At 63.1% G+C, this 19,197-nt stretch carries 14 protein-coding genes; 8 read left to right on the forward strand and 6 right to left on the reverse strand.

Translation table 11 applies throughout. The features are described from left to right. Positions 1-661 precede the first annotated feature (661 nt). Positions 662-865, reverse strand: a complete 204-nt coding sequence (locus GQ59_RS27245) for a hypothetical protein (RefSeq protein ID WP_037087366.1) — start codon at positions 863-865, stop codon at positions 662-664. Between the two features lie 322 nt (positions 866-1,187). Here GQ59_RS27245 and GQ59_RS27250 point away from each other — a divergent pair, with 322 nt between their 5' ends. Next, positions 1,188-2,024 (forward strand): NAD(P)-dependent oxidoreductase, encoded by an 837-nt coding sequence (locus GQ59_RS27250; protein WP_037087369.1) that lies wholly within the window; start codon positions 1,188-1,190, stop codon positions 2,022-2,024. 88 nt (positions 2,025-2,112) lie between these two features. Here GQ59_RS27250 and GQ59_RS27255 read toward each other — a convergent pair whose 3' ends face one another. Together GQ59_RS27255 and GQ59_RS27260 are read right to left on the reverse strand one after the other, a co-directional pair. Then, complete coding sequence (locus GQ59_RS27255; protein ID WP_152564478.1) at positions 2,113-5,316, reverse strand: efflux RND transporter permease subunit; 3,204 nt, start codon at positions 5,314-5,316, stop codon at positions 2,113-2,115. After that, complete coding sequence (locus GQ59_RS27260) at positions 5,313-6,545, reverse strand: efflux RND transporter periplasmic adaptor subunit (protein WP_037087371.1); 1,233 nt, start codon at positions 6,543-6,545, stop codon at positions 5,313-5,315. The genes GQ59_RS27255 and GQ59_RS27260 overlap by 4 nt, the downstream gene beginning before the upstream one ends. A gap of 277 nt (positions 6,546-6,822) precedes the next feature. On the opposite strand from GQ59_RS27260, the gene GQ59_RS27265 reads away from it, so the two are divergent. After that, positions 6,823-9,297, forward strand: coding sequence for an ATP-dependent helicase (locus GQ59_RS27265; RefSeq protein WP_037087373.1), 2,475 nt, complete (start codon positions 6,823-6,825; stop codon positions 9,295-9,297). Between the two features lie 70 nt (positions 9,298-9,367). Here the strand turns inward: GQ59_RS27265 and GQ59_RS27270 are convergent, their stop codons facing one another. Continuing rightward, the gene (locus tag GQ59_RS27270) at positions 9,368-10,213 is read right to left on the reverse strand and encodes a hypothetical protein (protein WP_037087375.1); all 846 of its coding nucleotides are present in this window, start codon (positions 10,211-10,213) and stop codon (positions 9,368-9,370) included. Positions 10,214-10,505: 292 nt separating this feature from the next. Here GQ59_RS27270 and GQ59_RS27275 point away from each other — a divergent pair, with 292 nt between their 5' ends. Continuing rightward, positions 10,506-11,507: a zinc-dependent alcohol dehydrogenase family protein gene (locus tag GQ59_RS27275; protein ID WP_037087376.1), complete on the forward strand. Its 1,002-nt coding sequence runs from the start codon at positions 10,506-10,508 to the stop codon at positions 11,505-11,507. 85 nt (positions 11,508-11,592) lie between these two features. After that, on the forward strand, positions 11,593-12,738 hold the full coding sequence (locus GQ59_RS27280) for an amidohydrolase (protein ID WP_037087377.1): 1,146 nt from the start codon (positions 11,593-11,595) through the stop codon (positions 12,736-12,738). A 48-nt stretch (positions 12,739-12,786) separates the two neighbouring features. Here GQ59_RS27280 and GQ59_RS32865 read toward each other — a convergent pair whose 3' ends face one another. After that, a complete protein-coding gene (locus GQ59_RS32865) occupies positions 12,787-14,166 on the reverse strand; it encodes a DUF2778 domain-containing protein (protein ID WP_051904230.1) in 1,380 nt (459 codons plus the stop codon). Between the two features lie 763 nt (positions 14,167-14,929). On the opposite strand from GQ59_RS32865, the gene pncA reads away from it, so the two are divergent. From pncA to GQ59_RS27300, 3 genes are all read left to right on the forward strand, one after another. Continuing rightward, a complete protein-coding gene (pncA, locus tag GQ59_RS27290) occupies positions 14,930-15,556 on the forward strand; it encodes a bifunctional nicotinamidase/pyrazinamidase (RefSeq protein WP_037087379.1) in 627 nt (208 codons plus the stop codon). A 119-nt stretch (positions 15,557-15,675) separates the two neighbouring features. Then, complete coding sequence (locus GQ59_RS27295; RefSeq protein WP_037087381.1) at positions 15,676-16,395, forward strand: AzlC family ABC transporter permease; 720 nt, start codon at positions 15,676-15,678, stop codon at positions 16,393-16,395. 1 nt (position 16,396) lies between these two features. Then, on the forward strand, positions 16,397-16,711 hold the full coding sequence (locus GQ59_RS27300) for an AzlD family protein (RefSeq protein ID WP_037087382.1): 315 nt from the start codon (positions 16,397-16,399) through the stop codon (positions 16,709-16,711). Positions 16,712-16,726: 15 nt separating this feature from the next. On the opposite strand, the gene GQ59_RS27305 is transcribed toward GQ59_RS27300, so the two are convergent. Further along, positions 16,727-18,559 carry an aminopeptidase P family protein gene (locus GQ59_RS27305; protein WP_037087384.1) on the reverse strand — a complete coding sequence of 611 codons (1,833 nt, stop codon included), beginning with the start codon at positions 18,557-18,559 and terminating at the stop codon, positions 16,727-16,729. 253 nt (positions 18,560-18,812) lie between these two features. Between GQ59_RS27305 and GQ59_RS32765 the strand changes: the two genes are divergently transcribed. Beyond that, positions 18,813-18,986, forward strand: a complete 174-nt coding sequence (locus tag GQ59_RS32765; RefSeq protein ID WP_037087476.1) for a hypothetical protein — start codon at positions 18,813-18,815, stop codon at positions 18,984-18,986. Positions 18,987-19,197 lie beyond the last annotated feature (211 nt).

The following is a 19,197-nucleotide window of genomic DNA, read 5'->3' on the forward strand; positions in this document are numbered from 1 at the left end:
CGATCCTCGGTTTCTTTTCGTCACCCTCGGGCGAGCAGAGCGAGACCCGAGGATCGGACGGGGCGCTGAAAGCTGCCTCGTAAGTTTTTAGTTTAGGTGACACCTCTCAGCGCCCCGTTCGGCGGTTAATATCCGCGACTTCGGTCCCTCTGCCGTGGCTCTTCCGGACGGTGTTCGTATGACCCGGGACGCCCCATCCGATTCGATCGGAAAGGCTTCCATGGATCTCCGCCGGTTTCTCCGATGGGATCGGTCGGACTTTGAAAAATCCGGCGACACCATCCGGTCAGCCACCATGTGTGCCGCACAGGCACGTCCGGCGCGCGCTTTCGGGCTTCAAGAGACGAAGGCTCGGTCCGTTTGCCTTCATCTCTCCCCGTTGTCGCCGGAGGGAGACCATTTTCCGCGAACCCCGGATGGAAGGACTTACGTCGTTTCCTGCCCACCCGGCGCCGGTCCCGCCTCGCCGGCACGCCTGCCGGTGTATCCGCGACGGGACGAGGGGATTGTAGGCACGGGCCGGAAGGGCGGGGATGAGAGGGGTGAAAAATTAAATTAAGTCGTTGAGCCGACAGGCGGGTAAAGCTTGGGACATCCCCGCAACGGCGCTTCCCGACGAACCTGAAATAAGGATGCCGGACGCGAAACCTGGGGGGCGAACCTAGCCCGCCAGGGCCATGCTCAGTCTCTGCTGTACCTGATCGACATTGCCGCGGACATAGACAGCCGTGGGCTTGCCGCCGGTGCTGGCGAGCGCAAGCGCGACGATCGTGACTTCCTCTTCGAAAGTCGTGACGTAAAGCACCTGCGCGGGATTGATGTATACGGATTGGTTATGGGTATTCTTGAATCCGATCAGCGCCATACGTCTCTCCTTCTGCTGCGTGGCGGGATATGCCATGCCATGCACAAGGTTGCAGCAAGTTTAACAGGCCCGGGTCATGACCGCTATGACCACAAGAAGCCTCGAAATCGACCACCGCAGCGGGATGTCGGCGATCAGCCTCCCGTGCCGGTAAGTCCTTGCCCGCCCCGGCAGGCGAATTTCCGGGAGCCGGACGCGAATCGCCGGCAAGGCCTTCGCACCACGGACAGGTTTTTTGTCCCGGCGCAAAATAGTTCATCTGCAAGTCACCGATCGATGCGCTAGATCAGGCTCTGCCTTATCAAGTTTCAGGAGATCAGCGATGGCGACAATTGCAATCATCGGCGCGGGTGCGATGGGCAGCGGGATCGGCCGGCAGTTGGCGGACGGCGGCGCGAGCGTGCTGACCCATCTGGAAGGCCGCTCATCCGAAACCCACAACCGGGCCAGGGCCGCCGGAATGAAGCCAGCCTCGCTTGAAGACATCGTCGGGGCGGAGGTCGTTCTGTCGATCGTTCCGCCCGCCGAGGCGATCGGCGTCGCGGAACGTCTGTCCGCGGCGATCGGAGAGCGCCCGACCCCGGTGACATTCATCGATTGCAACGCGATCTCGCCGAATACGATGAATGCCGTCGCAGCCGCTTTCAGACCTGGCCAGGCGAATGTGCTGGACGGCTCGATCATCGGCCTGCCTCCGCAGCCGGGAAAAGCCGGACCAAAACTCTATATCAGCGGGGACGGGGCGGACAGAAGCGCCGTTCTCGCCACGCACGGGCTTCACGTCCGCCGGATCGAAGGGCCCATCGGCGCAGCCTCGGCGCTGAAGATGTGTTATGCGGGCATCAACAAGGGCGTCACCGGCCTCGGCACCGCCATGCTTCTCGCCGCCATCGGATCGGGCGCCGACCAGAGCCTCAGACGCGAGATGGCCGAAAGCAATCCCGACCTCGACCGGAAACTCTCGGGCGCCATTCCGGACATGTATGCGAAAGCCTATCGCTGGGTGGCGGAGATGGAGGAAATCGCCGCATTCCTTGGCGAAGACGATCCCGCCTCGCAGATCTTCAGGGGAATGGCGGGATTGTTTCAGAAAATGGCCGACGACCGGGCCGGCGGCGGCGCGCTTGCCGGCCGGCTCGACGACCTGCTCGGCCGATAGGTCGTCGAAAATCTCGACGCTATCTTGTCTGTCCTCGGATCAGGTCCGGGGACAGCGGCCATGGAAGGAACAGATCTGCCAGCGCCCGTCACTCGGCGGCGAGCAGCCGTTCCTCTTCTTCCTTGTCGTTGTCCTGCTTCTCTTGCCCACGGCGCGAGGCATGCGCCAGTTCCTGATGGAACCGCGCTTCCTCGTGCATATGCGGCTTGGCGAAGCCGGCGAGCAGAAGATAGGCGACCGGGGTGATGAACAGCGTCACGATGACCGCAAAACCGAGGCCGCCGACGATGACCCAGCCGAGTGCGATACGGGCTTCCGCACCCGCGCCCTGGGCCAGCAGCAGCGGTACGCCGCCGATGACGGTGGCGATCATCGTCATCATCACCGGGCGCAGACGAAGCGCGCAGGCGGTTTCGATCGCCTCGCGCACGCTCGCCCCGCGGTCCCGGAGCTGATTGGCGAATTCGACGATCAGGATGCCGTTCTTCGCCATGACGCCGACGAGCAGCACGAGACCGATCTGGCTGTAGACGTTGAGGCTCGATCCGGTCAGCACCAGCGCGATGGCGGCGCAGGCAAGACCGAGCGGCACGGTCGACATGATGATGATCGACGACAGCACGCTTTCGAACTGCGCGGCGAGCACCAGGAAGATGATCGCGATCGCAAAACCGAAGGTCATCAGCATGGCATTGGAATTTTCGCCGAGCGTCTTCGCCTCCGCCATCGGAACCAGGCGGACGCCCGCCGGGAGAAACGGCTGGGCGATCGCGGAGACTTCCCTGACCGCATCGCCGAGCGCCACGCCGTCGCGCAGGTTGGACGAAATGGACACCGAGGCGAGCTGTTCCTCGCGGTTGAGCTGCGGCGCCACCGCGCCTTCCTTCAAGGTCGCGATCGTCGACATCGGCACGATCTTGCCGTCGCCGGTCTTGAGGAAGATGTTCTCCAGATCGGTCGGGTCGTCGATAGGCCTTGTGGTCGAGGTGAGCTTGACCGGAAGCGCATCGCCGTTGACGAAGACGTCGACGACCGAACGGCCCTCGAGCAGCGACTGCATGGCGGTCGACAGGCCGGTGATGTCGATCCCGAGGTCGGAGGCCCGCTCGCGGTCGATCGCCACCGAAAGCTGTGCCTGGGTCGGCTCGTTGGTAAGGCGCGGCGTATCGAAGAACCGCGCGCCCTCGCTTTCCATATGCGACACGAGCTTCAGAGCCGTCGAGGTCAGGACGTCGTAGTCGTTGCCGACCAGGGCCATCTGCAGGCCGTTGCCGGCGCCGCGGATCTTCAGGCTGTTGGCCTGCATGGTGAAACCGCGCAGGGCCGGAACCCTCAGCGCCGCGGCGCTGACGTCGGCGGCGATCTGGTCCTGCGTGCGGCTGCGCTCGCCCCAGGGCGCTAGCGTCAGAACCATGAAGCCGCTATTGGTATTGCTGCCGAAACCCGAGATCGAGAAGACATTGGTGATCTCGCCGGAATCGCGCAGCGACTTCAGGTTCTCTTCGACGCGCTGCATCTGGTCGCGGGTATAATCGAGGCTGACGCCCTGCGGCGTCGTCAGGCGCAGCATGATCGTGGCACGGTCTTCGCGCGGCGTCAGCTCGCTTTTGACCAGGCCGAAGACATTGTAGGCGGCAATCGAGAAGACCACCGACACGACGATGACGACCAGCGGCGCGTTGAGGCAGAACCGCAACGCCGATGCATAGACCCTGGCGAACCCGTTGCCGAAGGCGCCGAGCAGGCCGTGGTCCTCCTTCATCGGCTTGGTCAGCATGCGCGACGCGAGCATCGGGCAGAGCGTCAGGGCGGTCACCGAGGACAGCGCCACCGAGAAGGCGAGCACGAAGCCGAATTCCTTGAACAGGCCGCCGATCTGGCCGGGCAGGAAGGACAGCGGAATGAAGACGGCGGCAAGCGTTGCCGTGGTCGCGATGACGGCGAAGAACACTTCCTGGGTGCCGAGCACGGCGGCGGCGCGCGGCCCCATGCCTTCCGCTCGTCGCCGGACGATGTTCTCGAGCACGACGATCGCGTCGTCGACCACGAGACCGGTCGCGAGCACGATGGCGAGCAGCGTCAGGATGTTGATCGAGAAACCGACGAGGTAGATTGCCACCAGCGTGCCGATCAGCGCCACCGGCATGGTGATCGCCGGGATCAGCGTGGCGCGCCAGTCGCGCAGGAAGAGGTAGATGACCACGACGACGACAGCGGCCGAGAGAACCAACGCGATCTCGACCTCGTGGAGCGCGCCCTGGATGAAGATCGCGTCGTCGCCGGTGATGGCGATGCGGGTGCCTTCCGGCAAGGCCTTCTGCATCTCCGCGACGGCCGCCTTGACGCCTTCGGAAATGTTGAGCGTGTTCGACTGCGCCTGGCGGATGATGCCGAGGCCGACGCCCTGCACGCCGTTGGCGCGCAGCACCGTCGTGCCGTCATCCGGGCCGAGAGCCACGGTCGCCACGTCGCGGACGCGGACATTCGGGCCGATCAGGACGTTTTCGAAATCCTGGGGCGTGGTGAGGTTGGCGGTGGCGCGAACGACGATATCCTGGGTCGTGCTCTTCAGCGAGCCGGCCGGAACGTCGAGCGCCGCGCTCGACAGCGCCTTGGAGACGTCGGCGACGGTCAGGCCTCGGCCAGCCAGGGCGGCCTGGTTGACGTCGACGCGAAACACCTTGTCCTGATCGCCGTAAAGTTCGACGTCGGCAACACCTTCGACGGCGGCAAGCCGGTCGACGACCTCGTTGTTGACGAGCTGGGTGAGGTCTTCCATCGACATGTTCGACGATGTGACCGCAAGGCGCATGATGGCGTCGGAATCGGCGTCCGCCTTGACGATGCGCGGTTCGTCGGCATCGTCCGGCAGCTGGTTGACGACGCGGCCAACGGCATCGCGCACGTCGTTTGCGGCCTCCGACAGGTCGACGCTGTCGGAAAACTCCATCGTCACGCGGCTGGAGCCGAACTGCGACTGCGAGGACAGGGCCTTGAGGCCCGAGACGCGCGCGACGGCGCCTTCGATGACCTGGGTGACTTCCTGGTCCATCGTCTGCGGCGAGGCGCCGTCGTAATTGGTGCGCACCGTGATGACCGGCTGATCGACGTCGGGAAGTTCACGCACCTCGACGCCGGCGAGAGCCGCAAGGCCCGCAACGACCAGCAGCGTGTTCAGAACCGCGGCAAGGATCGGCCGGCGAACGAAGAGGGCGGTAAAGCTCTGGGCGGATTTTTCCGTCTCGGCCTTCCCCTCGCCATCATGGCCAGCGCCTGGGAGTTCGATCTTCATTGGCGCGCCACCTCAGCCGTTTCCGGCGCGCCGAAGATCCGGACCGGCGCCCCTTCCCTCACACGCTGCAGACCTTCGGTCACTATCCTGTCGCCCTCTTTGAGCTCGGCGCCCACGAGGACTGCATCGGGATTGCGCTGGACGACGCGCACCCTGGTCTTGACGGACTTGTTGTCCCTGACCTGCCAGACATAGGAACCTTCGCCGTCCCACTGGATGGCCAGCGGATCGACCGCCGGATATCTTTCGCCGGCAAAGCGCATACCGACGTTGAAGGCCATGCCGGCGCGCAGCACATCGCCAGGATTTTCGACCCGTGCACGGATGCGCATCGTGCGGCTGGCCGGATCGATGCGGTTGTCGATCGCCTCGACCTTGCCGGAAAAGACCTGGCCCGGACGGGCAATCGAACTCGCCTCAACCGCCTGGCCCGGCTGGATCGCCACCGCGAAACGCTCCGGCGCCCAGAAGTCGACCAGCACGGCCGAGCGGTCGTCGATCGTCACGACATTGGTCTGGGTGGTGACGTTGTCGCCGATATTGACGGCGACGATGCCGGCGATGCCGTCGATCGGGGCGACGATATCGCGGCGCCTGAGATTGAGTTCGGCGGTGGAGAGTGCCAGCTTTGCGGCCTGTTCGGCGATCTGCGCATCGAAAACGTCGAGGCGCGAGAACGACTGCAGGTTCTTGTAGGAGGCGGATTTTTCCTGGGCGCTGGCCAGCGCCACCCGCGCCTTGTCGCGCTCGATCGTCTGCTCTTCGTCATCGAGGCGGGCAAGAACCTGACCCTTGGTGACCTTCTGACCCGACGTCACCATGATCTCGTTGACGGTACCGGAAGCCTGCGGCATGACGACGACCGACTGGATGGCCTCGCCGCTGCCGATCGCCGAGAGGCGGTCGTTGACGGTGCCGATCGCGACCGGCTGGGCGACGATGAGCGTCGCCCGGTTGCCGCCCTGGCCGCCTGCCCCGCGCTGCCCATTCTGCGCGGCGCCCTGTGCTCCGCCCTCGCCCTGCGGACGCGCCGCAGCATTACCGTTGGCACCACCCGCTGGAGCGGGTGCTGGCTGGGCTGCGGTTCTCGGAATGACAGCGGCGATCACTTCACCGGGAACCCCCATCTTTTTAAGGGTTCCGCCGGCGCTCGGCACCAGGTAGATCCACAGGCCGAGCGCTCCGGCCAGGACTACGATACAGAGCAGAAGCTGTTTCCAAATCCGCATTCAATTCTCCGATGGCGGCACAAAGAGGCCATATTGCCTGCGAGTATCCTTTTTTGCGGGTGCTCACGCAATGGGTGTTCGGCAACCTTACAAAAATGTAACCTCACGAAATCTCACGCATATGTTAGATCGGAGGCATACATATACTCCTAAAATCGCCGCTTTCGCAGTGGTCAACCGGTGGCCTCTTCACAATTTGGCCTTGCCTTGTGTGAACAGTCGGAATGAAAGCAGAACATTTTCTGGTCTTTCAGGTCCGAATCACTACATTGGCCGCATGACGAACAGTTTCGACGACATTCCGTTCTTCGACGAAGAACCCCAGCAGGCACAGCGCAAGGCCCCTGCCCTGGCGCAGCCGGCCGGAAACGGCGGCCTCGGCATTGCCGCGCGCGCCATGGCGGCCCGCGACCAGTACCGGGCGCCCGACTACCTCGCAGGCCTCAACCCGGAACAGCGCGAAGCGGTCGAAACGCTCGACGGCCCTGTCCTCGTGCTCGCGGGCGCGGGCACGGGCAAGACGCGTGTGCTGACCACCCGCATCGCCCACATCCTCGCAACCGGCCGGGCCTTCCCTTCGCAGATCCTTGCCGTCACCTTCACCAACAAGGCGGCGCGCGAGATGAAGGAACGCGTCGGCGTTCTGGTCGGCGGGGCGGTCGAGGGCATGCCGTGGATGGGCACCTTCCACTCGATCGGCGTGAAACTGCTGCGCCGCCATGCGGAACTCGCCGGCCTTCGCTCCGACTTCACCATTCTCGATACCGACGACGTGGTGCGGCTGATCAAGCAGCTGATCCAGGCCGAGGGGCTGGACGACAAGCGCTGGCCGGCCAAACAGTTTGCCGGCATGATCGACACCTGGAAGAACAAGGGCCTGACCCCGCCGGACATTGCCGAGGGCGACGCCCGCGCGTTTGCCAACGGCAAGGGCCGCGAACTCTACGCCGCCTATCAGGCGCGGCTGCGCACCCTGAACGCCTGCGATTTCGGCGATCTCCTGCTGCACCCGATCGCCATCCTCCGCAAGAACCCGGACCTCTTGAAGGAATATCACGGCAAGTTCCGCTATATCCTGGTCGACGAGTACCAGGACACCAACACCGCGCAATATATGTGGCTGCGGCTGCTGGCCCAGCGGCCGAAGGACATTCCCCAGAACGTCTGCTGCGTCGGCGACGACGACCAGTCGATCTACGGCTGGCGCGGCGCCGAAGTCGACAACATCCTGCGCTTCGAGAAGGATTTTCCGGGCGCAAAGGTCATCAAGCTGGAGCGCAACTACCGCTCCACCGAGCACATCCTCGGCGCCGCAGGCCATCTGATCGCCCATAATGAGGGCCGGCTCGGCAAGACGCTGTTCACCGACCGCTCAGACCCCGACGACGAGAAGGTGGTGGTGCATGCCGCCTGGGATTCGGAGGAGGAAGCGCGCGCCGTCGGCGAGGAGATCGAGAACCTCCAGCGCGGCAAGCACGCGCTCAACGACATGGCGATCCTGGTGCGCGCCTCGTTCCAGATGCGCGAGTTCGAAGACCGGTTCGTGACATTGGGCCTCAACTACCGCGTCATCGGCGGCCCGCGCTTCTACGAGCGGCTCGAGATCCGCGATGCGATGGCCTATTTCCGCATGGTCTGCCAGCCTTCCGACGACCTCGCCTTCGAGCGGATCATCAACACCCCGAAACGCGGCCTCGGCGACACCACCGTGCGCTACCTGCACGACTATGCCCGCGCCCGCGACATCCCGATGCTCCAGGCGGCAGCCGACCTCATCGAGACCGACGAGATGAAGCCGAAGGCGCGCAAGGCGCTGTTCGACGTGGTGACCGACTTCCGCCGCTGGCAGGGCCTGCTCGAAAACACGCTCCACACCACGCTTGCCGAGCAGATCCTCGACGAGAGCGGCTATACCGCCATGTGGCAGAACGACAAATCGGCGGAAGCGCCGGGACGGCTCGAAAACCTCAAGGAACTCGTGCGTTCCATGGAGGCCTTCGAGAGCATGCGCGGCTTCCTCGAACACGTCTCGCTGGTCATGGATGCCGAGAACAACGAAAACCTCGACGCCGTCTCGATCATGACGCTGCATTCGGCCAAGGGCCTGGAATTCGACACCGTCTTCCTGCCCGGCTGGGAGGAAGGCCTGTTTCCCCACCAGCGGGCGCTCGACGAGGGCGGCCGCTCAGGGCTGGAGGAAGAACGCCGCCTCGCCTATGTCGGCCTGACGCGCGCAAAGCACCGTTGCCATATCTGGTTCGTCTCGAACCGCCGCATCCACGGCCTGTGGCAATCGACCATGCCGTCGCGCTTCCTCGACGAACTGCCGGCAGCCCATGTGGATGTAGCGGCCTCCGACAGCAATTACGGCGGTTATGGCGGGCGCGGCGGCTACGGCCAGTCGCGTTTCGACAAGGCCGACCCCTTCACCAACAATTATTCCACACCTGGCTGGAAGCGCGCCCAGGCCAACAAGACCGACGCCACCCGCGACAACTGGGGCACCCGCTCCGGCCACGCCGTGGAACGCATCGGCTACGGCGAAAGCGGCCCGCGCACGAGGACCATCGACGGCGAACTGGTGGCCAAATCGGTGGCCGACACGCCATCGCAGTTCTCGGTCGGCGACCGGGTGTTCCACGTCAAGTTCGGGAACGGCAATATCTCGGCGATCGAGGGGAACAAGCTGACGATCGAGTTCGATCGGGCCGGTCAGAAGCGGGTGCTGGACGGGTTTGTGGAACGGGTGTGACGAGGAAGTTGATCCAATGCATATAATCCCCTATCTTAGGGTGACCTAAGACAAAGGATCTACCAGGATGTCAAAGCCGCTTCCCCCGTTTGTTTGATACCTTCTGCAAACGCATTTCTGCGTTTAGGCGAAACTCCTCAAGAGAATCCGCTGCCCAATCTGGGGGAACATAGTGCGATGGCTGCGCACCATTCGGGTCCGCGGAGTTGAACCTGATCGCGGGATTGAGATGATGTCTTTCAGTCCGATATACCAATCCAGCTATCGTTTTAAATAAGTAGCCCGCCCAGGCGGCCAATAGCGGGATTTCAGGTTTCCGAAGAGCCTCCAGGGACTGGACCGCATAGCCGTAAGCGTCAATTCCCACCCTTTGTGTGGTTATCAGAGCGTTCAGTTTACGGCGGCGATCGAAAGCAGCAAATTCATTGCTGGAAAGAATACCGCACATGCTATCGAATAGCTCCGAATAGGCGATAAACAGCCTTATAGAATATATTTCTCTTGGCCTGAGCCAATGAAGATAGGTCATAATATCCTGTGCGTCCTCCTCCTTCGAACTCCCGAGAGCGAGTTTGAAATCATCAGGCCCATCGATAAGTTTGCCGGACCATTTGTCCAATTCCGCCCTACTGAAATTCTTGGAAAAATCGTTCCGCCAGATATCCGCGTCATACACGTACCGAACCATGGCCGATCGATACTTTTTTCGTTCTTCCCGCAAATGCAGCAAACCCTGAACGAGATGTTTGCCGAGATAGCCGACTGTGGCAAGAATAGCAGTTAATAACGCTAATATGATTGCTGAATCGAGTTGGTCTGTTTTAGCACTGCCGCCTTGGGAAGATCCGGAAAGAAATTCCGTAATGGATGTGATCTGCTCCATAAGCGCGTTGAAGAGTTTCTGAAAATCCAGCATTGGACCCCCCCTCACAACACGTCTCGCGCACATTGAGGACTTGAGTTTTTCTCCCGAACCAAGATAAGCGTAAAAAACGAAATCGAGTCAATATTCAACTTTAAATATAGACAGACACGAAAGCTCGCTATTTACCTTGTTTTCACGGCCGGTGTTCTCGAACAGTGAGTAGGGTCGATGACGCAGGGATTTCAAACACACATTTGCTAGGATCCAACCAAAACATCGGGCTTGCGGCACCCCGTTTCTCTCTCTACGTCCATTGAGATCTGGACAATTGAGGGAGGAATTCATGAAAGCCATCGTCACAGCCCCCGGCGGGCTCGACGCACTGAAACTCGTCGATCTGCCGGACCCGGGAGAGCCCGGCCGTGGTGAGATCCGGGTGGCGCTGCATGCGAGTTCGATCAATTTCCATGACCTGAGCGTCGCAAGCGGCCGCACCCCCACCGATGGGCGGGTGCTGATGGCCGATGGTGCCGGCGTGGTCGAGGCGGTCGGCGAAGCGGTGAGCGAATTCAGGCCGGGCGACCATGTCGTCTCCTGCTTCTTTCCGGACTGGCAGGACGGTCCACCGCTGCCCGGCGGCTTTTCGCGCACGCCGGGCGATGGCATCGACGGGTTTGCGACGGAATATGCGGTGCGGCCCGCGGCCGCCTTCACGCTCGCTCCAAAAGGGTTCAGCCATGTGGAGGCGGCGACGATCACCACGGCGGGGCTGACCGCCTGGCGGGCGCTGGCAGAGCTTGGGCGACTGAAGGCCGGCGAGACGGTGCTGGCGCTCGGCACGGGCGGCGTGTCGATCTATGCGCTGCAGATCGCGAGAGCCATGGGCGCACGGGTGGCGATCACCTCCTCCTCGGACGACAAGCTGGAGCGTGCCCGCAAGCTCGGCGCCGAGTTCACGGTCAACTACAAGGACCATGCCGATTGGGGCAGACAGGTTTTCGACTGGACCGGCGGCCGCGGCGTCGACCATGTGGTGGAGGTCGGCGGTCCGGCAACGCTCGGGCAGTCCATCCAGGCGGTGAAGATGGGCGGCCATATCGCCATGATCGGCGTCTTGACCGGTCCGCGCGGCGAGGTGCCGACCGCGGCGCTGATGGGCAAGCAGGCGGTGTTGTCCGGCATTCTGGTCGGAAGCCGCCGACAGCAGCAGGATTTCGTCCGCGCGCTCGATACGGGCCTGGTGAGGCCGGTGATCGACAAGGTGTTTCCGCTCGAAAAACTTGCCGACGCGTTTCGTTACGAGATGAGCGGCAGCCATTTCGGCAAGATCGGCATCGAGTGGTGACACGCCAAGGGCAGAGGTTTTCCTTGCGGAGAACCCCTGCCCCGGTTACCCCGAGAACCAGACCCGGCCATCAGGAAGCAGCGCCATGTTTCTCACCAATCAGGACGTCATCGAACTCACCGCCTGGCGGCGCAAGCTGCATTCCATGCCGGAGATTTCCGGCGAGGAGATCGCGACGGCTGCCGAGGTGCAAGGGTTCCTCGCCGATACGGTGCCCGACCGGGTTGTGACAGGCCTTGGGGGCACCGGCGTCGCGGTCGTCTACGACGGCGGGCTTCCCGGTCCGACCGTCCTGTTCCGCGCCGAGCTCGATGCGCTGCCGATCGAGGAAGTCGGCTCGCCGGACCATCGCTCGAAAGTCCCCGGCAAGGGCCATATGTGCGGGCACGACGGCCATATGGCCATGCTCGCGGCGCTTGGGCGGCAGTTCGGCCGCGAAAGGCCGAAGCGCGGCCGCGTCATCCTGCTTTTTCAGCCTGCGGAAGAGACCGGCGCCGGCGCCGCGGCGGTCGTCGCCGACGCGGCGTTCAAGGAACTGGTGCCGGACTACAGTTTTTCGCTGCACAACATGCCGGGCCTGCCGCTCGGCCATGCGTGGCTGAAGGACGGGATCGTCAACTGCGCCTCGCGCGGCCTGCGGATCGCGCTGACCGGGCGCACGGCGCATGCCTCCATGCCGGAGACGGGAATCTCGCCGGTCCCGGCGGTCGCAACGCTGATGCCGGCGCTGACCGCTCTCAGCCGGGGCTCAATCGCAACCGGCGACATGGTGCTGGCAACGGTGACGCATGCCTCGATCGGCGAACCCGCATTCGGCATCGCGCCTGGCCATGCCGAAGTCTGGGTGACGCTGCGCACGATGACCGACAGCCAGATGGAAGCGCTGACGACCAGGGCCGAGGCCTTGGTCCGCGAAATCGCAGCAGCTGGCGATCTCCGATGCGAGATGGACTATCACGACATTTTCGGCCATTGCGAAAACCATGCCGAAGCCGCCGAGATGCTGCGGGCGGCGATGGATGCCGAAGGCGTTTCCCACGATGTCGGTGAGGCGATGCGCGGCTCGGAGGATTTCGGACGGTTCGCGACAGTCTCGAAATCGGCAATGTTCTTCCTCGGCGCCGGCGAAAACATGCCGAACCTGCACAATCCGAACTACGATTTCCCCGATGACCTGATCCCGATCGGCACCAAGGTCTTCATGCGCGTGGCGCGGGATATTCTCGGCTGAACTGATTGCAGGTGACGCCTTCATCCGGCGTCACCATCATGGCTCCGACTAGGCGTCGTTATTGCCGAACAGCTTGGCCATGAAGCCGCCATTGGTGCCGCGGCCGGGGCGCTTGCCGTCCCACTTGGGCACGATCACCATATGGGTGATGTCGCCGCGCTGGAAGGCTTTCAGGAACGCGGGATAGTCGGCAAACGCGACGCAACCGTGCGAGTCGCCGCGCACCCGCAGAAGGAAGCTGTGAGCAAGCAGGCCGGTGCGGCCCTGCGGCGCCTTGCCGTCGACCGGCGTCAGGCGGATCGCCGCGACGCCGTGGAACAGCTTTTCGCGCATCGACAGCTTGTAGGTGCCGGGGGGGGTCGGGCCACGCATCGTCACATGCGTAAAGGCCGGGTTGTCACGCATTTTGCCGATGCCGGAATGCGCTTCGAGCTTCGAGCCGTTCGGCATATAGACCATGCCGCCGGAAATATCGTAGATGGCCACTTTCGTGCCGATGCCTGGCCAGGCCGGCGCGGACTGCGAGGGACGGGTCGGCTCTTCACGCATCGGGTTGTCGGGCTTGGCAAAGGCGAGCGCCGTCGGCTTGTCGTCACCGTCATCCGTCTTGGCGGGCTTTTGCGGCGCGACAGCGGCGATGGCTGCAAGGGCTGCCGGCTTGGTGGGTTTCTCGGCGGCGGACCCCGGACGGATCACCGGCAGCGGACCGGCCTTCGGCAGATCATAGGAAGGCGCCGTGGGAACGGTCGCCTCGACCACCGCGACCTCGCTCTCGTCGGCACCGTCTTCTTCCAGGGCGGTTTCTTCAAGCGCGGCCATCTCGACCGGCTTCATGTCCTTGAGCCCGGCGACGGTGGTGACCGTCTCGGCATCCTGGATCATATCCGGCAAGGTGCCGCTCGCTGAACGAGGCGCCACGACCACGAGGCTTTCCATCGCAGGGCCAAGCACCGCGCGAATGGCATTGGCGTCAGGACGGGCTTTTTCGAGTGCGGCGAACCGCTGTTCGTGCTCCTGATGCCGGGCGGCCTTGGCCATCGCCACGGTCAGCACCCGGCTGACGTTCGAAAGATCCGGCTTGCGCGCTTCAAGGGCGGCCACATCGGCGCCAGCCAGGCGATTGCCCTTGGGATCCGCAGGCGCTCTGCCGGGCAGGCGGGAGAATTTCGAAACGTCGATCTCGCGTTCACGCATTATGGCAGCGGGAGCGGCAAGAGCCATCGGCTTTGCCAACGCGGTCTCGAACTTCACATCGGAGGCCGACTTCACAGCCGTCGCCATGGTAACCATCGACGCACCCATCAGGGCGGCGACCGTCAGGCCGAAACCGACCGTGACATTGACCAGGAGAGAGCGGGATTTTTTGCGGCGCTGCGAAGCTTTGCCTGCCTGCCTGCCATTTACCGACGTCTGGACCGAACGCGCCATCACTCGTTACCCGAACCGTTACTCACACCGGCGAGGCTCGCTTCCGCGAGACCACCAACACAACCCTGGCGAGCGCTGAGCAAACGAAGATTTTGCTCACTGCCGCCTATCGACTGCATGTGAGGATGAACGATTATGGTAACCAATGTCTTTACGTCGCCCCGATTTGGTTTCGGTGGTGCACATAAAAGCGCATGCCGTCGGAAGTTTAACCGAATTGCGGCAACAGGGTGTCCGCCCGGTGCACAATTGAGGCTAGTCAAGCCAACGACCGTTGCTGTTTAGCCACAAAATCCAAGTCTTTCAAGGCTTGTCAGAATTTTTATACCATTTCTCTCTCCGCGCGACGCCGGCCCGCGGACACATATTCCCCCAGCAGTGCCTTGGTGACGGGCATGAGTGCCCGCCCCGAGGTGTATACCGAAGCTTTTCGGAGTGGTCGGGCAGGTCTCTGCAGCAGGCGAAATCCTGGGTCGAAAACAGGAGATCAGATCCTTCTGGCCGGTCGCCACGAATCGGAAAACAGCCCAATCCCCAGTTCGCTGTGAATGCTCGACAGCGTTGTAGAGACGGAGTTCTGTCGCACCACGATGGCCCTCGCGGGGTAATTTTCCGAACCCGCAAAACGGCCGGATGACCCTTGATCCGGGATGGATGGGGATCCACAGAATCGCTCCGACTGCTGCATTGCAAAACATATCGGCCTTGATCCTGCCGTCCGCCCTTGGCATCCTCCGATAACCCAGGATTCGGAGGACGACCGATGAAAGCGCTGCTCCTGATCGACATCCAGAACGGTTTTTGCCCGGGCGGCAACCTGCCGGTGGCTCACGGCGACGAGATCGTGCCGGTCGCAAACCAGCTGATCGAAGGCGGCGGTTACGATGTCATCGTCGCGTCGCAGGACTGGCACCCGGAAAACCACGGCAGCTTTGCCTCCCGGCATCCGGGCAAGAAACCCTTCGATATGGGCGAGCTGTCCGGCCAGCCGCAGGTCATGTGGCCGGACCATTGCGTGCAGGGCACGCCGGATGCGGAGTTTCACCCGGACCTCAACGTCGAGGCCGTGGACTATATCCAGCAGAAGGGCGAGAACCCGGCTGTCGACAGCTATTCCGCCTTCCGCGACAACGACCAGGCCGCAATAACCGGCCTTGCCGGCTATCTGAGAGCCCAGCAGGTGACCGAGCTCGATCTCTGCGGGCTCGCGACCGACTATTGCGTGAAGTTTTCCGCTCTCGACGCCGTGGAAATGCTGCCGGACGTCAAAGTGCGCTTCATCGAGGATGCCAGCCGTGGCATCGATCCGGAAGGCGTCAAGAGCGCCATCGCCGAGATGAGAGAAAAAGGCGTCGGCATCGTTTCGAGCAAGGACATCCTCGCCGACTGATTCCCGGCACCGGGGTCGCCGGGGTTCCATAGTTCAGCGGAATCGATCGTTCCATCAGCCCAATTGAATTGCGCGAGGTCCCGCAGGGCTCTAAAGCCGGTGCGAAAAGGATTTCTTCGATGAATCGCAGCGAATTCAACCAGGGTCTGAAGGGTGGCCTCATCATCGCCCTCTCCTCGGCTCCGTTCGCGGTGCTGTTCGGCGCCGTGGCAAGCGACAACGGCCTCTCGGTCATGGAAGCGGGTCTGATGAGCGCGACCGTCTATGCCGGCGCCAGCCAACTCGTCGGCATCGAACTTTTCGGCCACCACGTGGCGCCGTGGCTGATCGTGCTCTCCGTCTTCGCCGTGAATTTCCGCCATATCCTCTATTCGGCGGCGCTGACCCGATACATTGCCCATTTCACGCCGGTCCAGAAATTCCTTACCTTCTTCCTGCTGACCGATCCGCAATTCGCGGAAGCCGTGCAACGCGGCGAAAGCGGCCGGGGCGTCAGTTTTCCCTGGTATATCGGCTTCGGCGCCGCGATCTATTTTCCCTGGCTGTTTTTCAGCGTGGTCGGCGCGTTTTTCGGGCGGATGATGGGCGATCCGCGTGCGCTTGCGATCGACGTGCTGTTGCCGGTCTATTTCCTCGGGCTGGTCATCGGCTTTCGTCGCAAGCCGGGCTTTTATCCGGTGGTGGTGGGAAGCGCGCTCGGCTCGGTGCTCGGCTATCATTTCGTCGGCTCGCCCTGGCATGTCAGCATCGGTGCCGCGGTCGGGGTCGCCGTGGCGGCTTTCCTGCCGCTGCCCACCGAATCCGTGCCGGCGAACGCCGTCACGGAGATGGAGAGCTGACATGACCGACCTCATCTCCGTGGATATGGCTCTGCTGATACTGGCCGCAGCCGTCGCGACCTTCCTCACCCGTATCGGCGGTTATGTGCTGATCACCCGGATGACGACGATCCCGCCGCGCATGGAACAGGCCCTCAACGCCGTGCCGGCAGCGGTTCTGACGACACTCGTCGCCCCCGCCTTCTTCAATGGCGGCTGGGACGTGAAGATCGCCATGCTGGCGGCGCTCGTGGTCGGGATCCGGTATCCGGGCCTCTTGCCGCTCGGCGCCGGCTGGGCGGCAGCGATGCTCTGCCGCCACCTGCTGGGCTTCTGAATTAACGGCGCCGGCTCAGGAAAGCGGCTCCGTCGCCTTCACCAGCCAGGTCTTGACCGCGTCGTCCTCGATCAGCGGCAGCAGCTTTTCGCGCACGGCAGCATGGTAACCGTTCAGCCAGCCGAGTTCCTCGGCGGTCATCAGGTCAGGCAGCACGAGGCGGCGGTCGATCGGGCACCAGGTCAGCGTCTCGAAAGCGAGCATCGGCTGGTCGCCGCCGTCGATCTCTTCCGCTCCGGTCACATAAATCAGGTTTTCGATGCGGATGCCGAAGGAGCCGGGACGGTAATAACCGGGCTCGTTCGAAAGGATCATGCCGGGCAGCAGTTCCTGGGTCGCCAGCCGCGAGATCCGCTGCGGTCCCTCGTGGACGGAAAGGTATGAGCCGACGCCGTGGCCCGTACCGTGCGCATAGTCGCCGCCAGCCTTCCAGAGCGCGATGCGGGCGAGCGGATCGAGATCGCAGCCACGCGTGCCTTTCGGAAAGCGCGCGGTGCTGATGCCAATCATGCCCTTCAGCACCAACGTGAAGAAGCGCTTGTGCTCTTCCGGAACGGAGCCGACCGCGACCGTGCGGGTGATGTCGGTCGTGCCGTTGACATATTGCGCGCCCGAATCGACCAGGAAAAGCTCGCCCGCTTCGAGCTTGCGGTTGGTCTCGGTCGTCACCCGGTAGTGGATGACCGCGCCGTGCTCGCCGGCACCGGAGATCGTGTCGAAGGAAATGTCCTTCAGCGGGTTCTGCATGGCCTGGCCGACGCGGGCTCGGGCCGCCTCCAGCGCCTTGACCGCATCGATCTCGGTGATCGTGCCGGGCGCCTGGGCGTCGAACCAGCAGAGATATTCGACCATTGCGGCGCCATCCTGCAGATGCGCCTTGGCCGAGCCTTCGATCTCCTCGCGGTTCTTGCAGGCGCGCGGCAGTTTTGCCGGATCGGAAGCCTCGACAACCTCGCCGCCAGCGGCCGCGATCGCCTTGGTAAGCGCCAGCGGTGTCAGGTCAGGGTCGATGAGGATCCTTGCGCCGTCCGCCGAGAGAGCCGCAAGCCGCGCGAGGAATTCCGAAGGCGGGCGCTGGACGGCGATCTGGGCGAGATAGGCCGCCTGTTCGATGCCGGTCTTCATCTGGTCGAGAAAAATCTCGGCCTTGCCTTCGGCCGGGATGATGGCGCGCGACAGCGGATAGGGCGTGTGCGGTACGTCGTTGCCGCGGATGTTGAAGATCCAGGCGACCGAGGTCGGGTCGGCGATGACGACCGCGGCAGCTCCCTTGTCCTTCACTTGGCTCGCAATCGAGGCAATCTTCTCGCCCGCCAGCGTGCCGGCATGCTCCTGTTTCTGAATCGAGACGGCGCCGAGGGGCTCGGCCGGCCGATCGGTCCAGATTGCGTCGAGCGGATTGCTGTCGAGCAGAACCAGCGAACCGCCGATCTCGGCAAGTGCCTTTTCGAGCCGGCGCACTTCCGCCCCCGCATGCAGCCACGGATCGATGCCGAGCCGGAAACCTTTTGCGCCGTGGCGCGGCAGCCAGACATGCGGCGGCTCGTTGACGAGATCGCCGGCGGTAAAGACCGAGCCATCCACCTGTTCGGCAAGCTGGGTGACGTAACGTCCGTCGACGAAAACGACAGCCTCACGTTGCGTGACGAGCGCCATGCCGGCCGATCCGGTGAAACCGGTGAGCCAGGACAGGCGTTCGGCCGAGGCCGGCACGTATTCGCCCTGATACTCGTCGGCACGGGGAACGAGAAAACCGTCAATGCCGAGCTCCGCGAATTTCGCTCTGAGCGCGCTGACGCGATCACGGCCGAACTGCGGGGCGGACTTCACTTCGAAAGACTGGAACATGAGGTTGTTTTTCCGGGCTGCCTGATTCCGAGAGGTCGGACCATGTTAGCCGATCTTCGACGGACATTGCCAGACGGGCTGAATGAGCGGCGATTGTGCATCTGCTCACGAGGTCTGGCGCGGATCTGGCCATCCTATGCAGCAAACGCATACCACCAATGAGAGAAGCCCTCTCACTGTGCGGTGCAGCAATCGCTATATTCACATCATCGAACGGGCGCCGAACAAGGCCCGTATCAAAAGGATCGCTTCCATGGCCAACTCTTTCTTCCGCAATGCCTTCAACCGCGTGGTCGAAGCTCGCGAGCGTCAGGTTGCCCGTTACGTCAACGGCGCCTTGCTGAACCTCGACGACGAAACGCTGAAGGGCCTCGGCACCAGCCGCGAAGAACTGCGCCGCAAGGGTGCCCAGAGCTACGTATTCTAAGCTACGTATTCTGATCATACGGCCGGCGCGGGCACTCCTCCCTCACCCGCCCCGGCTACCAGGATACGAGGCCCGCTCGAGCAGACTCCTCCCTCACGCTCGCGGGCAGATCAGTCTCAGAACTGGTCGCAAGGCGGCACCTCTGGTGTCGCCTTTTTGCTGTCCGCATCAGAAGCCATGCAGTTAATTCAATGCTGCATTGCGAAATGGA

The organism is Neorhizobium vignae (assembly GCF_000732195.1).
Taxonomy (GTDB): domain Bacteria; phylum Pseudomonadota; class Alphaproteobacteria; order Rhizobiales; family Rhizobiaceae; genus Neorhizobium; species Neorhizobium vignae.

What these genes read in the sequence shown, in the direction of transcription:
- GQ59_RS27245 (WP_037087366.1), bottom strand. Translation starts at nt 865, where the DNA reads ATGGCGCTGATCGGATTCAAGAATACCCATAACCAATCCGTATACATC.
- GQ59_RS27250 (WP_037087369.1), top strand. Translation starts at nt 1,188, where the DNA reads ATGGCGACAATTGCAATCATCGGCGCGGGTGCGATGGGCAGCGGGATC.
- GQ59_RS27255 (WP_152564478.1), bottom strand. Translation starts at nt 5,316, where the DNA reads ATGAAGATCGAACTCCCAGGCGCTGGCCATGATGGCGAGGGGAAGGCC.
- GQ59_RS27260 (WP_037087371.1), bottom strand. Translation starts at nt 6,545, where the DNA reads ATGCGGATTTGGAAACAGCTTCTGCTCTGTATCGTAGTCCTGGCCGGA.
- GQ59_RS27265 (WP_037087373.1), top strand. Translation starts at nt 6,823, where the DNA reads ATGACGAACAGTTTCGACGACATTCCGTTCTTCGACGAAGAACCCCAG.
- GQ59_RS27270 (WP_037087375.1), bottom strand. Translation starts at nt 10,213, where the DNA reads ATGCTGGATTTTCAGAAACTCTTCAACGCGCTTATGGAGCAGATCACA.
- GQ59_RS27275 (WP_037087376.1), top strand. Translation starts at nt 10,506, where the DNA reads ATGAAAGCCATCGTCACAGCCCCCGGCGGGCTCGACGCACTGAAACTC.
- GQ59_RS27280 (WP_037087377.1), top strand. Translation starts at nt 11,593, where the DNA reads ATGTTTCTCACCAATCAGGACGTCATCGAACTCACCGCCTGGCGGCGC.
- GQ59_RS32865 (WP_051904230.1), bottom strand. Translation starts at nt 14,166, where the DNA reads ATGGCGCGTTCGGTCCAGACGTCGGTAAATGGCAGGCAGGCAGGCAAA.
- pncA (WP_037087379.1), top strand. Translation starts at nt 14,930, where the DNA reads ATGAAAGCGCTGCTCCTGATCGACATCCAGAACGGTTTTTGCCCGGGC.
- GQ59_RS27295 (WP_037087381.1), top strand. Translation starts at nt 15,676, where the DNA reads ATGAATCGCAGCGAATTCAACCAGGGTCTGAAGGGTGGCCTCATCATC.
- GQ59_RS27300 (WP_037087382.1), top strand. Translation starts at nt 16,397, where the DNA reads ATGACCGACCTCATCTCCGTGGATATGGCTCTGCTGATACTGGCCGCA.
- GQ59_RS27305 (WP_037087384.1), bottom strand. Translation starts at nt 18,559, where the DNA reads ATGTTCCAGTCTTTCGAAGTGAAGTCCGCCCCGCAGTTCGGCCGTGAT.
- GQ59_RS32765 (WP_037087476.1), top strand. Translation starts at nt 18,813, where the DNA reads ATGGCCAACTCTTTCTTCCGCAATGCCTTCAACCGCGTGGTCGAAGCT.